Source organism: Rhodospirillaceae bacterium, assembly GCA_018660465.1.
GTDB lineage: Bacteria > Pseudomonadota > Alphaproteobacteria > Rhodospirillales > JABJKH01 > JABJKH01.
Genome location: JABJKH010000034.1, coordinates 1 through 14,657, shown reverse-complemented (window position 1 = coordinate 14,657; position 14,657 = coordinate 1). Strand labels below are relative to the sequence as shown.

Genomic DNA, 14,657 nt, shown 5'->3' with positions numbered 1-14,657 from the left:
TTAAGTAGAAATCCAAAATAGCGGAAGCGCCCGGCGAGAACCACCTTTTGCCTTAAACAAATTATCTAAATTAAAACAAATATTGACGACCTTTAAACTGAACTAAACACAACAAATTTAAGGATAAATAAATATATTTAATCGAATACTGAAATCAATATGTGACAATTGCTCAGATTACGCGACAAGATTTAGTCGAAATTTTCTCGACTTCCTGTTATTATTACGCCTTACGTGGTTTGAGTTCTTAATTACTGAATACGTTGAGTCCGCTGACTTAAGAAAACGGTATTAGGAAATAGAAATGGCACGAACCAGACAACATCCAGGACCGCCTACGTCAGGAACAAAGCTCTTGTTCATGATCCTAGGTGTAATCTTGGGAAGTTTAGTCGTCATGGAGGCGTTATCCCAAGTCCTGTTTCAATCTTCCTTATCAGGCACCCAATACATCAATTGGAACAAGCAAAGAGATCAAAGTAAGACTCATTACGACGTCACCCCGATGAGCGCGAAAATGGTTGTTTCCAAAGCGACTGCCATACGGCAGGCCCCTTCAGAATCAGGCATGAAAGTGGGAATGTTAACCCTGAGAGATCGGGTTCAGGTTACCGGCAAAATAAACGCAAATAATGCAACTTGGTATGAAATTGTCCGTTTCGATGGACGTGCGGGATACGTTTCCGCGACTTCCCTTTCCCGTTAACAATTCTCTTACTTCAAAAAAAAACGCCGACCCTTTTCGGGCCGGTAAGTTTTAGGTGTCGTAAGCAGCGGGGGGAGTTTGCTGCTCACTGAGTATGTTTTAGACTGTTCAACTTCTTAAATCAGTGACACTCATCACTTATTTAAGAAGTTTGTTTTTAATGTAATATATTGTATTTATTCATTATTTAGTGTTTTAACTGATATACAGTTATTTTAAATTATTAGTTTAAAGTGCCCTTTTCTTACGAAACAACCTGCGACCAAGATAAGCTCGTAATGCGTATTTCCGAACAGGGCGGTTGAAGATACCGACCCTCTAGAAAGCGTTCTATGGTTGCATCTTGGTTCTGCTTCCCCCACAATCCCTGTCGGTGTTGGTTTAAGGGGGACGATGGGCTCAATAAAAACAACTCAACGGTAAACCTGCCGAAGGGCTCCCATCTCATTTCCCGAATACGAAACAAAAAAACATATTCACACCTAATGAATTAGGACAGTGATTTACAGGGAGGCTCTGATGTCAAAAGTCGCGTCGCCTGAGAAAACTCAGGAATATCTTGAACGATACATAACCGGTGTTAAGAAACGGAATCCAGGAGAGCCTGAATTTCATCAGGCAGTCTACGAGGTCGCACAAAGTATTTTCCCCTATATCGCAGACAAGCCTGAGTATCATGACATGCAAATCATGGAACGCTTGGCGGAACCGGACCGGGTCGTTTCGTTCCGGGTTTGCTGGGAAGATGACGAGGGTAATATCCGCGTTAACCGAGGATATCGAATTCAAAACAACAACGCGATTGGCCCTTACAAAGGCGGTATTCGTTTCCATCCCAGTGTTACCCAAAGCGTTCTTAAATTCTTGGCATTTGAGCAGACCTTTAAGAATTCTCTGACCGGATTACCTATGGGCGGTGGCAAGGGCGGAGCCGATTTCAATCCTAAAGGTAAATCGGATAACGAAGTCATGCGCTTCTGCCAATCCTTCATTACTGAGCTTTATAGACACATCGGCGAAGATACGGACGTTCCAGCCGGTGACATTGGCGTCGGCGCTCGGGAAATTGGCTATATGTTCGGTCAATACAAACGTATTACCAATAGGTTTGTTGGCGTCCTGACCGGCAAAGGCTTGGAATTCGGCGGCAGCTTGATCCGAACCGAAGCCACCGGCTACGGGACAGTCTACATGCTCGAAAACATGATGAAGCATGCTGGCAATTCTGTTGACGGCAAATCTATCGCAATTTCCGGTTCTGGCAATGTCGCAACATACGCGGCGCAGAAAGCCACCGAATTAGGCGGAAAGGTCGTCACGCTCTCAGACTCTGGGGGATTTGTTTATGACCCTGAAGGCATTGATGCTGAGAAACTCGCCTATATTATCGACTTGAAAACTGTCAAACGGGGCAGGATATCAGAGGCTGCGGATAAGTTTTCCAGTATGGAATTTCATGAGGGAAAGCGTCCTTGGGAAGCGACTGTTGACGTTGCCCTCCCGTGCGCGACCCAGAACGAAATTTCTGCGGATGACGCAAAGAAGCTGATATCCAATGGCTTGGTCGCAATTTCCGAAGGCGCAAATATGCCGACAGAAATTGACGGAATCCACGCATTTCAGAACGCTGGTGTTATGTATGCCCCCAGTAAGGCTGCCAATGCTGGTGGCGTTGCTGTCTCGGGTCTGGAAATGAGCCAAAACAGCGCACGTATTTCTTGGTCAGAAGATGAACTTCAGAAACTTCTGAACGACACCATGAAGGGCATCCACGACAAATGCGTCGAATACGGTACCGGCGCGGATGGAAAGGTCGATTACATGGCCGGCGCAAACGTTGCCGGTTTCGCCAAGGTCGCCGATGCCATGATGGCGTATGGCGTTGTCTAACTCATGAAATCCACCCTGATTTGACTCAAGTCAATTACGGGGTGGGTTTTAACATCTAAAAAGGAGATGACATTTAAGCATGTCATCCTGTACCTAATGCCCTTACGGCCCCTCTTTGTAGGGGCCGTTTTTTTGCTTAAGCCAAAAGCTCTTTAAATAAGGCATAAAGCGCATTCTGACCTTCGAACCCAACACCGGGCCGTTGAGGTGCTAGCAGGTAACCATCCTCAATTGTTGCGCTGTCGTCATAGCCAGAGAATACGCCGAAGACGTTCGGATAGGATTCACACATCCCCATGCCAAATCCTAAAGCACATGCCAGCGACATTTGGTTGCCGCCGTGGGGAATGACGTCTGAAGCGTCCCAACCGTTTACTTTGGCCATCTCAATGGACTGGGCACAGGTGCCAATACCGTAGCTTTGCGGCACATCAATATTGAGCACATCCGTCCCCGCACGGAAACCACCATGACGAAGAAGATTTCGGAGGTCTTCGGTGGTGAATAGATTCTCTCCCGTTGCTACAGGATGTCCATAGGCCTCGACAAATGCCGCGGTCGCCTCAAAGTCGATGGGATGGACCGGTTCTTCAAACCAACGCAGCCCAAACTGCTTCATCCGTTCCGCGTATTGCAGCGCCAGATCCGGGCTCAGCCCACAATTCGCATCAACCGCCAACTGATGACCGCCTTCAAGGACCGAAAGGATCGTCTCGATCCGGCGAACGTCTTCATCAATGGGAAGTCCGCCAACCTTGGCTTTGACCTGAGTATAGCCGCTATCCAAGTATGCCCGCATTTCGTCTTTGAGGCTCTCTTCGGTTTCGTCCGGTGAATACCATCCACCACCGACATAGCAGAACATTTTCTCCGGCGTTGTGCCGTCGCCATAACGCTCAGCAATCAAGGCGTGAAGCGGTTTTTCTTTGATCTTCGCCATTGCATCCCAGAGCGCGATTTCAATGCTGCCGATGCCGACCGAACGCTCCATGTCACCGCCCGGCTTCTCACCGAACATCATGGCCTTCAATACCGAGTCAGGATCAAAATTATCCCACGTTGGATCGATTAAACTGTCGGGGTCTTGGCGCAACAGTCGAGGGATCAAGCGATCCCGCATCTGCGCGCCACAGGCATAACGACCCGTCGAATTAAAAGCGAACCCGACGACGGGGGCGCCGTCTCTGATCACATCTGTAATCACGGCGACAATAGATGTCGTCATGTCGTCGAAGGAGAACACCGCATTGCGTATGTTCACATCCAGCTTTACAGCCTTCTCTCGAATCTCCGTAATGCGCATGGATTAGCCCATCACATACTTGCTGAGACCAATCGCAAGATTGGGCCAGATGGCGACAAGGGTCACGACAATAAGCAGCATGATCCAATACGGAGTCGAGGCGCCGAATATGCGCATTGCCGTCATATCCTTGTCGTTGGCGGCACTCTTCACCGTATAGACAATAAGCCCAAATGGCGGCGTCAACAGCCCGGCTTCAATCGCCATGATACCGATGATCGCGAAGGAGATGGGGTCATATCCGATTAACACACCCAAGGGCGCGAATACCGGCACTGTAATCAACATGATCGATTTTGAATCAATGATCATGCCCAACAAGAACCAGACGAAGATCATGAACAACAAGACGACCCAGGGCGGGAACTGGTTTTCGGTAAAGTATTCTTCAATCGCACCACCGATCCCGGTCAACGCCAAGGCCCGAGAATACAAAAGAGCCATCAAGATCAAGACCATCAATGGGGCCAAGGTTCGTCCAACCTGCAAGATACCATCAACGATATCCTTGCCGCGCAACCCCTTGATTGTAACGGAAAACGTCAGCGAGAGGATCGCGCCAACACCTGCCGCTTCGGTCGGTGTAAATATCCCAAACCAGATGCCGCCCAACACACAAACAATCATCCCAATCACGCAAAGGGTGCTGATAAGAATATCTATCGGCTTGATGGTGGCTTCGTATTCTTCGAACTCAGACCGGGCATCGCTCACCGCTGCCGCGCCGACAGATTGAGGTGTTGTCGTTTCGGGCGCAACCTCCCCCCGTGGCGCTTCGCCATAGAGTTCCGGTCGTAATATCGCGGAGATAAGAACATATGTGACGAATAACCCCGTCAGCATGAGCCCTGGAACAATCCCGGCCAGGAAAAGATGACCAATTGATTCTTCGACCAAAATCGCCCAAAGAATCATCAAGTTACTCGGAGGGATCAGCATGCCCAGGCAAGAACTCCCGGCAATCACGCCCAGCGACAAGCCATGATCGTACTTGAATGCTTTCATTTGCGGGTAGGCAATACGGGTAAAGGCCGCAGCTGCTGCAATACTAACGCCCGTCAAAAACGCGAACACCGCGTTCCCCAAGACAGTCGCCAGGGCCAAGCGTCCTGGAATGCGCCGAAGCGCCCTGTTAATGCCAATATAAAGGTCCTGTGCCGCACCAGATCGGGAAATGAATTCCCCCATCAACATGAACAACGGTAACGCCGCGAAGATATAACCACGCATTCCTTCAAACGATGTCCGCGCCAATGTATTGATGGTGATGTCCCAACTCTCCGTAACGAGAAAGAGGCCGAGCAAACTGGTCGCAGCTAATGCGATGGCAATGTGTACACCAGCAAACACCATGATCAGCAACAAGCCTAGAACAGGAAAGGCAATTTCCATTTCGAACATTAGATACCCTCCATTTCGGCTTTTCGCGTTCCGGAGTCTGGTGTGGCATCATTTTCGCCGGTAATTTCGCGCACCAGCAAAACAAGGTAACTGCCGGCGGCCAGGAAACTGCCAAGAATTATCACGCAATAGGTCGGCCAAACCGGGATACGAAGTGCGCCGTCGCCTTCGAATTCCTGACGCTCAATCGCGGTGAATAGAGGATCAAAGCAGGCATAGACGATCAGGCCGAAAATCGCAGCGCCCATCAAGTAGCTAAAAACACCAAGGGCGCGGGTTAACATCGGCGGGAATAAATGAGTTAAAAAATCAGCACGCAGCATGGACTTGGATTGAACCGCGTAAGCGACTTGCAAAAACGTGATCATGGCGACGGAGTTCTTGATGATCTCGTGGGTCCCGGTAAGCGGCTGGTTAAAGGCGCTCCGGCCCAGCACGTCGAGGCAAATATTAATCGCCAAGCAAAAGGCCCAGAAAGCGGCGAACACCATCAATCCCCGGTTCAGCCGCTCCAATAGTCTAATTAATTGCATATTGTACTTTTGTAATTAGCACCGACCGGCGGTTTTATTCCCGCCGGTCGGTGTCATTGAGTTTAGAGACGTTTGCTTATTTCAAATTGTAAGCGTCCATCTTTTTATTGCCATCCTTTTTCAGGATTTTGATGTACATCTTCAACGCTTTGCGCATTGGAAGATTGTATTTATCACCCTCAGCAGCGGCCACGTTTGGAACCTTCGTCAGGTACTTCGCCCACTGCTGCTTTACCTCTTCGGAAATTGGCAGGATCTTAGCACCCTTCGCTTCCATCGCTTTGACCGCAGTCTTGTCGCGAGCGGCATTGGCTTTGTTGACTTTGATTTCATAAATCTTGCCAACTTCGACCATGATCTTCTGAACTTTCTTCGGAAGCTTGTTAAACTTCTTGGTGTTCATGGTCAGCATGTTGATTGGCAAGGCACCAAAATCAATCTTCGCGATGTAAGGCGCAGGCTCGAACAGCTTAAACGCCTTAATCCCTTGATAGTGCATAAGAATACCCTCTGCGACACCGGTCTGAAGATTGTTGTAAGCACCACCCAATCCACCTTGAACAGGAACTGCGCCCGTACCATTCAACCAAGGCAGGTTCGGACCAGCAGCCTGAATTTTCCGACCCTTCAAATCGGCTAATGTCTTCCATGGTTTCTTGGTCGCGATCTGATAGTTACTCGCCGCCATAACCGCCAAGACCGTGTTGTTCTTGGTTTCAAGAGAAGAATTAAACGCAGGGATCGCATCATAAAGAATACGTGCAATCTCTCCGGCCCGAACTGGATCTTCCGGTCCAAATGGAACCTTGTAAGCATAGTTAGCCATGAATAGGTTACGCGGCTCGAACGGAACGGACAAAAGTCCGATGTCCAACAAACCATTTTCAACCGCATCAAAAACTTCCGGCAACTTGGCGACGGAGCCACCATAGTGCTGGGTAAATTTAAGCTTATCCCCGGTCGCGGCTTTCACGCGCTTGGTGACTTCGGGAATATAATACTTCTTAAACTGATCTACATAGGCCAGTACCGGCGGATGGCCGGAACCTGCGCGGAACTTGATCGTATCGGCCTCTGCCGCCACGCTACCGCCAAGGCTTAACCCCACAGCCACCGCAAGACCTGCCATAATACTTTGACGTCCCACAATGCCCGTAAATTTACAATTATTCATTGAAATCCTCCTGTTAATTCGTGTGCTAATCTCCAACATGATACCCAGATCACATTGTTCGCTTTTAGGTTTTTTAAGCTAATCCCTCCGCGAGTAGGCCGCAATCTTATATCGCCAATTCTCAAAAAGCATACTTATTTTATTTTTTCTATCACCTAATTCAATCAACCTCTTGAATTAGGTGATAGAAAGTATGATGATTATTTCAGAATTTGATTAATCGGGGATAACGGTTATGGCTCAAAGTTCCGCTTTCGCGCGACAACCGGCCTCCGGCATGGCCAAAGCTGGCGACGCAACGCGCCAGGCCATCATCGACACAGCCGAAAAAATGTTCTCTGACCATGGAATTACGGCCGTTTCGCTCCGTTCCATTCTCGCAGAAGCTGGCGCCAACACCGCCGCCGCTCACTATCATTTTGGTTCTAAGGAAAACCTGATCGCAGAAGTCTTCGCCCATCGTGCCAAGCGCGTGGCAGACGAACGCATGCAACGACTGGATGACGTTCTTAATAAACCAAATGAGGCGACCCGCTTGGAAGAAATTATTAGAGCCTTCATCGAGCCTGGTTTCTTTGGCGGTGCAGACACCAGAGAAGCTGGCGAACAATTTGCGCGCCTGAGGGCTCGCCTGACGACGGATGATTCAGACCTCGCCGTACGGCTTTTATCGGATTGCTTCGATGAAAGCAGCCACCGCTATATGAAGGCCCTAAGCGACGCCCTTCCCGATCTTTCAAAAATCGACGTGCAGTGGCGGTTCCATGCCCTGCTTGGCGTAATGGTCTATACGGTTGCTGGGCCAGGACGTATTCAATCACTCACTGACAATACCTGTGACCCCTCTGATCTTCACGCCGCTGTGGAGCATCTCGTGCCGACTTTGGCCGGAATGTTCCGCGCACCACCAACCCTTTTCACCACTTAAATCCAAATTTGGGAGTTATCTTAAAATGAGTAAAAAAATCACCCGTCAGGACCTTTCCGACGCCGCCGAAAAATACAAAAACTGGGGAAAATGGGGACCCGATGATGAAATCGGTACGCTGAACTTTACAGAGCCCGAGGATATTATCGCTGCCGCTCAGCTCATCAAAAAAGGCAAAGTGATCTCGTTGGCCTTGAACTTTGATTCTTCCGGCCCCCAAGGTGCCAAGACAAAGTACCCCGCCATGGGCCGCACCAACCCTATTCATACGATGCTCCGAACCGGCACCGATGCCTATTCCGGCGTGCTCGACAAGCGCGGCATTCGCGCGGCTGACGACATGGTCACGATGCCCCTGCAATGCGGCACCCAATGGGACGGCTTGGGCCACGTGTTCTACGAAGACACCATGTGGAACGGCTACGACGTCCGTGAAGTGACCTCCGCCGGCGCCCAGAAATGCGGTATTGAGAAAACCAAAAATAAAATGGTCGGACGCGGCATCTTATTGGACATCCCCCGCACCAAAGGCGTCGAACGGTTAGATGATGGATATGGCATTACCTGCCAAGACTTGGACGACGCAGCCAAGAACCATGGCATCGAGGTCAAACGCGGTGATTTTGTCATCGTCAGAACCGGTCAAATGGAAGCCTGTCAAAAGGTCGGCAGCTGGGACGGCTACCCTGGGGGTGATGCCCCCGGGTTTGCGTTCGAAACCTTGGAATGGATTCAGCAAAACGAAATCGCCGCCATCGCCAGTGACACTTGGGGCTGTGAAGTTCGCCCGAACGAGTCAGAGGAAGGTATTAATCAGCCGTGGCACTGGATCACCATTCCAATCATGGGCATCACCATGGGCGAAATTTTCTCCCTCAAAGAAATTGGCGACGATTGCGCCGAAGATGGGGTGAACGAGTTTATGTTTGTGGCCCCTGCCATCCCCATTACCGGAGCCGTTGGGTCGCCAATCAACCCGCTCGCGATCAAATAATATAAGACGGAGATTAGTTTCAATGAGTAGTAATATGGAAACCGGCGCAATTGTCTTGGCAGATATGCTCAAGTCTTACGGCGTCACGCATATATTCATGGTCCCTGCCGTACTCCGGCGGACCATGATGGAAATTGAAAATCGGACGGACATCAAGCGTCTGCACGTTCATTCCGAAAAATCAGCGGTCTACATGGCAGATGGCTATGCCCGTGCTTCGGGAAAGCCCGGCATTTGCATGGCGCAAGTCATCGGTGCCTTGAACGTGGCCGCTGGATTGCGGGATGCCCACTTGGCGCATTCGCCGGTTATCGCCATGACTGGCGGTCGGGACCAACACACGAAGTTCCGTAAGGTTTATCAGGAAGTCGACGACGTTCCTGCCTTCGAGCCCGTGACAAAAATGAACGTAACCGTGGATGAAGCAGGACGCTTCCCCGACATGGTCCGCCAAGCCTTCCGAACGGCGGTATCTGGGTGTCCGGGTCCAGTCCATCTTCAATTTCGCGGCAATGAAGGCCAAGTCGATCAAGGGGAATGCGAATACGAAGCCATTACCGAAGATACCTTTGCGAGTGTTCCCCCCTTCCGGCCAGCACCTGACGACGCGTCGGTTCAAAAGGCTGTAGATATTCTGCAAAAGGCCGCGCGTCCGATTATCGTTTCGGGCGGTGGTGTGAAGGCTTCCGGTGCGGGAGCAGAACTTGTCGCCTTGGCCGAACGCCTCGCCATCCCCGTCGTAACATCCCTAAACGGCAAAGACACCTTCCCAAGCACCCACCCGCTGTCTGGCGGCGTTGTCGGCACGTACTCACGGGAATCTGCTAACAGGGCCGTCAATGAAGCCGATCTTGTTTGCTTCATTGGTACTGAAACCGGCGGTATGACAACCCATTTTTGGGCGGTTCCCGAAATCGGCAGGCCGGCCATTCAAATTGACATTGAACCTGAATCCATTGGTCGCAACTATCCACTGCAAGCCGCCGTACAGGGAGATGCCAAAGTCACCTTGGCCCGCATGGTCGATTTGTCTGATGCTGGGACCGCGGCTTCGCGTACTGTGTGGGTCGAACGGATCAAGGAACTTCAAGGCGAATGGCGCGCCAAGCATGAAGATGAGTTGCGTTCAGACGCCGTTCCTATTAGGCCAGAGCGTCTGTGCCAGGACCTTACCGACTACTTGCCAGACGACGCCTATGTCGTTGTTGACACAGGCCATGCTGGCATGTGGATGGGGGGCATGTATGATCTGAAGTCCACCACCCAAAATTACATGCGCAGTGCAGGCCACCTGGGTTGGGCGTTTCCGGCGAGCTTAGGTGTCAAATGCGCCTTGCCGGACCGCCCCGTCGTTTGCTTCACCGGCGATGCCGGGTTTTGGTACCATATTGCCGAAATTGAATCTGCCGTGCGCTGGAAGATCAATGCCGTCATCGTCGTCAACAACAACGGTGCGGGCAACCAATCCAAGCGCGGCTTCGACCGCGCCTATGGCGGCGAACAAACCGAGCAGGCTAAAGAAATGTGGACGTTCTCCAAGGTCAACTTTGCTAATATCGCTGAAGAAATGGGCGCTGTTGGAATCAGAGTAGAAAACCCAGGGGAAATCAAAGGTGCCTTGGAAAAAGCGTTGAAGATGGACCGTCCTGTCATCATCGACGTGGTTACGGATATTGATGCTCAGGCACCCTTAGCCGCGAGTTAAAGCGCCAAATAAGATGGTCCTTTTTATTCTCGCGACCATTGGTTTTATGGTGTCGGCGGTCTTGCGCATCGCCGACACCGTTTTACCGCAGATTGCTACTACATTTCAGGTCAGCATCGGCGATACCGCAATGGTCATCACGGCTTTTGCAATCGTTTATGGAATGTTTCAGTTGATCCATGGCGGGCTTGGTGACCATTTCGGAAAGCTGAAGGTCGTCTTCATTTCATCTATCTTGGGGGGCTCGGCCACGTACCTTTGCGCCTATGCGGAAAGCTTGGCGATGCTGTCGTTCTTTCGCGCCCTGTCCGGTGCGGCAATGGCCGCCAGCGTGCCCCTGTCCCTGGCCTATATTGCCGACACGGTCGCCTACGAAAACCGCCAGACGGAAATGGCGCGCTATATGTCGGGCATCATGATCGGTCATGTCTTTGGCGTCGCCGTTGGAGGCATCGTCGCTGACTGGATCGGGTGGCGAGATTTGTTTCGTGTGTTCGGCGGGCTCACGATTCTTAGCGGCGGGGTACTGGGCTACGCTATTTATACCCGTCGAGCGCCCCCTGAAATCAACAACGGCGCACAAATTCGCTTGAGCAACTATACCAGTTTGCTGAATTCAAAATCATTCAGGCACATCTTCATCGTTTACTTTGTTGAGGGGATCGCTCTGTTTGGCGCGATTGGATTTGCCAGCGCCCTGATGCGAGACCGGTTTGATCTCAGCTATACCCATATCGGATTATTACTGTCGGGATTTGGCATCGGCGGATTAATGTTCTCGCTTAGCGTCAAACGTCTGCTAAAGTTATTTTCTCAATTTCAATTTCTGATTTTTGGCGGAGTGCTCTCATGCGGGGCTTACCTGAGCCTGGCTTACATTCAGGCCCCCATGGGGCTCTTCCCTATATTTTTAATTCTTGGATTAGGCTTCTACATGTTCCATTTAACACTTCAAACCCACGCCACAGTTGTTTCCCCCAGGACACAAGGAACTTCTATGGCTTTGTTTTCTTTAGCTATATTTACAGGGACATCCGTTGGCGCACAGATATTCGGCTATCTAATTGATAACTTCAGCTTCATCCACGCCTTCGTGACAGCGGGTGTTATAATGATCATGGTGACACTCTGGTATAGCCGTCACGCCATCAAGCAAGCGTAGAAAAATCATATGGTTTTGTTATAATAAAAGTCTTTCCATGGGTTTGATAAGGGCCGTTTTTATGTTCGATCTCGATCAATTCATTGATGACTGCCGCGCAGCACAGGCGGAAAGTGACGACCATAAAGCAGCCCGAGAAGTCGTCGCCAGAGCTGTTTCCGATCCGGCCTCCGTGATTGCTGGCTTGGGTGAGCCACAACGGGGCGAAGTACAAAAGCTTTATCATACCGATGACTTGACCATTCTTAATGTGCTGTGGGCACCGAAAATGACTCTTATGCCGCACAACCATAGAATGTGGGCGGTGATCGGCGTTTATACTGGCCGCGAAGATAATATCTTCTGGCGGCGTTTGCCCGGCCGGGATGACGGCAAGGTCGAAGCCGCGGGTGCAAAGGCATTATGCGAAAGAGATGCTGAGCCCTTGGGCCAGGACATCATCCATTCCGTGACCAATCCAATTCCCCGCGTTACCGGCGCAATCCACGTATACGGCGGCGATTTCTTTGAGATTGAGCGCAGCGAATGGGATTCGGAATTTCTCACCGAATGTCCCTACGACATCGAAAAAAACATGCGCTATTTTGAGGAAGCGAACGCGGCCTTTGTCGGCCAGGCCAAATAATTCAGAACTGTCGCGCGCTAACGATGTAGCCTTGGATGGTTTCTTCGCCGAGCAACTTTACTGCTTCTAGACGATGGAGGCCCTCGATCAGGACCAGCCGTCCCTTCCCTTGGCGCACCTGAATGGGGCGCTGTTGACCGTTTTCCAAGATATCCTCTGCCAGCGATTCCGCCTTATCCTCTTCGAAAGTTTTTCGACGTTTGGTGGGCACATAAATCTCATCCACCTTCAGAGGCACTTCTTTCATTCAACACGTCCCAATCAAAATGTAAGGCTAAATTGAGAGTAGACAGTTTTCACAGGGATGGAAACACACCGCTAGATGATTGCGAAATGGCCCATTAAATGTATTTTAGCGAAGGCTTCGTTCAAAATTGGAGACATTTCGCTTTGACTGCTTCCGCGTCCCCCGCTGCATCCATTGATAGTGCCCGATATATTGTTGCGGCGCTCTATAAATTCACGGCCCTGCCCGACTTTGAATCTCACAAAGAGCCTTTGCTGGAGGCCTGCCTAACCGCGGGCGTTTACGGCACCATCTTGCTGGCCAAGGAAGGCATCAACGGCACCATCGCCGGAACACGGGACGGCATCAATACAGCCCTGGCCCATATCCGACACATGCCCGGCTGCGGCGACTTGGAACACAAAGAATCTTTCGCTGTGGAAAATCCCTTTTACCGTATGAAAGTGCGACTGAAAAAAGAGATTGTCACCATGGGCGTCCCCGACATTGATCCGAATGAGGTCGTTGGCACCTATGTCGACCCGCACGATTGGAACGCGTTGATCTCCGACCCCGACGTCGTCCTGATCGACACCCGGAATGCGTATGAAGTCAGCATTGGTACCTTCAAAGGCGCCATCGACCCCAAAACTACGACATTTCGCGAGTTCCCGGACTGGTTCAAATCCCAAGAAACTCACGGAAAGAAGGTCGCGATGTTCTGCACCGGCGGCATTCGCTGCGAAAAAGCTTCCGCCTTCGTCAAACAACAAGGCTTCGATGAAGTCTTTCACCTGAAAGGTGGCATTCTCAAATACCTGGAAACCATCCCCAAAGATGACTCTTTGTATGATGGGGAGTGTTTCGTCTTTGATCAGCGGGTTTCTGTAAAATACGATCTGGAATTGGGCAGCTACGATATGTGCCGCGCCTGCCGTATGCCCATTGATGACGATGATAAGGCCTCAGCGAAATACGTGCCCGGCGTCAGTTGTCCCAAGTGCCATGACGCGACGGACGAGAAACAAAAGCAGCGCTATCAAGCCCGCCAGCGACAAGTAGAACTCGCAGACGAACGGGGCGAGACGCACATCGGCCACGATTACGCCGCCGAGTCCAATGACTAAGAGAGAAAATAAGGGCAGGCTCGAACGGCCTCTCCCCACGCTCTATTCCTTTCGCCGGTGCCCTTACGCGATGCGGGCGCGTATGGCCCTGACCGTCGCCAACCAACAATGTCGGCTGCGTGAGATTGTTCTCCGCGATAAGCCCCGAGAAATGACAGCTCTTTCACCAAAGGCAACCGTGCCCGTCCTCCACTTAATCGACGGTCGCGTGCTGGAACAAAGCCTCGACATTATGCTCTGGGCCTTGGACCGAGAGGACCCCGAACATTGGCTTTCTCCGGAAATCGGCACCCTCACAGACATGAAAGCATTTATTACTGAGTTGGATGGCCCCTTCAAACACCACCTGGACCGCTACAAATACGCAACCCGATACGATGAAGAGCCAAATTCAGTCGATCACCGCGCTGAAGCCACAAATATCCTAATCACCCTAAACGACCGCCTAAGCACCCAAGCACACCTCTTCGGCACCAAACCAACCCTCGCCGACTTTGCCACCTTCCCCTTCATCCGCCAATTCGCCAACACAGACCGAGACTGGTTCGATAAGCAGCCCTTATCGAATCTGCAAAATTGGCTAGAGGGACACCTAACCTCAGACCTATTTCAAAGCATTATGAAAAAATGGCCGGTTTGGGGGGCGGGGGATCCGGAACCGTTGTTTCCAGATCAAGATTGGGGGCGGCATTATTCGCTATGATGTCTGCTTGTAGGGCGGTAAGCGGAAGTCAAATTGGACTAGCGATTGGGTCTGCTTCTGACCCTAAGCAGATATTTTGGTCAGGGCGGGCGAAAAGAGGGTGTAAGGCAAATCGGGCTCGCCCACATAATTTCTAAATCAGAAGCAGCGACCACGAACGCCCCCGCCGCCGTCGTTCAT

14 protein-coding genes are annotated in these 14,657 nt (G+C 50.9%); 9 read left to right on the top strand and 5 right to left on the bottom strand.

The window, feature by feature from the left end; all coding sequences use genetic code 11:
* Window positions 1-304: 304 nt before the first annotated feature.
* Window positions 305-706, top strand: coding sequence for an SH3 domain-containing protein (locus HOM51_05975; GenBank protein ID MBT5034052.1), 402 nt, complete (start codon window positions 305-307; stop codon window positions 704-706).
* A gap of 519 nt (window positions 707-1,225) precedes the next feature.
* On the top strand, window positions 1,226-2,596 hold the full coding sequence (gdhA, locus tag HOM51_05970; protein ID MBT5034051.1) for an NADP-specific glutamate dehydrogenase: 1,371 nt from the start codon (window positions 1,226-1,228) through the stop codon (window positions 2,594-2,596).
* Between the two features lie 136 nt (window positions 2,597-2,732).
* On the opposite strand, the gene HOM51_05965 is transcribed toward gdhA, so the two are convergent.
* The 4 genes from HOM51_05965 to HOM51_05950 form a co-directional block, all read right to left on the bottom strand.
* Window positions 2,733-3,899 carry a mandelate racemase gene (locus HOM51_05965; GenBank protein MBT5034050.1) on the bottom strand — a complete coding sequence of 389 codons (1,167 nt, stop codon included), beginning with the start codon at window positions 3,897-3,899 and terminating at the stop codon, window positions 2,733-2,735.
* A 3-nt stretch (window positions 3,900-3,902) separates the two neighbouring features.
* The gene (locus HOM51_05960) at window positions 3,903-5,300 is read right to left on the bottom strand and encodes a TRAP transporter large permease subunit (GenBank protein ID MBT5034049.1); all 1,398 of its coding nucleotides are present in this window, start codon (window positions 5,298-5,300) and stop codon (window positions 3,903-3,905) included.
* Complete coding sequence (locus tag HOM51_05955; GenBank protein ID MBT5034048.1) at window positions 5,300-5,833, bottom strand: TRAP transporter small permease; 534 nt, start codon at window positions 5,831-5,833, stop codon at window positions 5,300-5,302. Before HOM51_05955 ends, HOM51_05960 begins: the two co-directional genes overlap by 1 nt.
* A gap of 76 nt (window positions 5,834-5,909) precedes the next feature.
* On the bottom strand, window positions 5,910-7,007 hold the full coding sequence (locus tag HOM51_05950) for a C4-dicarboxylate TRAP transporter substrate-binding protein (protein MBT5034047.1): 1,098 nt from the start codon (window positions 7,005-7,007) through the stop codon (window positions 5,910-5,912).
* Window positions 7,008-7,242: 235 nt separating this feature from the next.
* Here HOM51_05950 and HOM51_05945 point away from each other — a divergent pair, with 235 nt between their 5' ends.
* From HOM51_05945 to HOM51_05925, 5 genes are all read left to right on the top strand, one after another.
* Window positions 7,243-7,935: a TetR/AcrR family transcriptional regulator gene (locus HOM51_05945; GenBank protein ID MBT5034046.1), complete on the top strand. Its 693-nt coding sequence runs from the start codon at window positions 7,243-7,245 to the stop codon at window positions 7,933-7,935.
* A 25-nt stretch (window positions 7,936-7,960) separates the two neighbouring features.
* Window positions 7,961-8,929 carry a cyclase family protein gene (locus HOM51_05940; protein ID MBT5034045.1) on the top strand — a complete coding sequence of 323 codons (969 nt, stop codon included), beginning with the start codon at window positions 7,961-7,963 and terminating at the stop codon, window positions 8,927-8,929.
* 22 nt (window positions 8,930-8,951) lie between these two features.
* Window positions 8,952-10,634 carry a thiamine pyrophosphate-binding protein gene (locus HOM51_05935; protein ID MBT5034044.1) on the top strand — a complete coding sequence of 561 codons (1,683 nt, stop codon included), beginning with the start codon at window positions 8,952-8,954 and terminating at the stop codon, window positions 10,632-10,634.
* A gap of 13 nt (window positions 10,635-10,647) precedes the next feature.
* Window positions 10,648-11,796, top strand: a complete 1,149-nt coding sequence (locus HOM51_05930; protein ID MBT5034043.1) for an MFS transporter — start codon at window positions 10,648-10,650, stop codon at window positions 11,794-11,796.
* 61 nt (window positions 11,797-11,857) lie between these two features.
* Window positions 11,858-12,421, top strand: a complete 564-nt coding sequence (locus HOM51_05925) for a hypothetical protein (protein MBT5034042.1) — start codon at window positions 11,858-11,860, stop codon at window positions 12,419-12,421.
* A gap of 1 nt (window position 12,422) precedes the next feature.
* On the opposite strand, the gene HOM51_05920 is transcribed toward HOM51_05925, so the two are convergent.
* A complete protein-coding gene (locus HOM51_05920) occupies window positions 12,423-12,668 on the bottom strand; it encodes a ParB N-terminal domain-containing protein (protein MBT5034041.1) in 246 nt (81 codons plus the stop codon).
* Window positions 12,669-12,766: 98 nt separating this feature from the next.
* On the opposite strand from HOM51_05920, the gene HOM51_05915 reads away from it, so the two are divergent.
* Entirely contained in the window at window positions 12,767-13,774 is a 1,008-nt protein-coding gene (locus tag HOM51_05915; protein ID MBT5034040.1) for a rhodanese-related sulfurtransferase, read from the top strand.
* Complete coding sequence (locus tag HOM51_05910; protein MBT5034039.1) at window positions 13,767-14,477, top strand: glutathione S-transferase; 711 nt, start codon at window positions 13,767-13,769, stop codon at window positions 14,475-14,477. The genes HOM51_05915 and HOM51_05910 overlap by 8 nt, the downstream gene beginning before the upstream one ends.
* The last annotated feature ends 180 nt before the right edge of the window (window positions 14,478-14,657 follow it).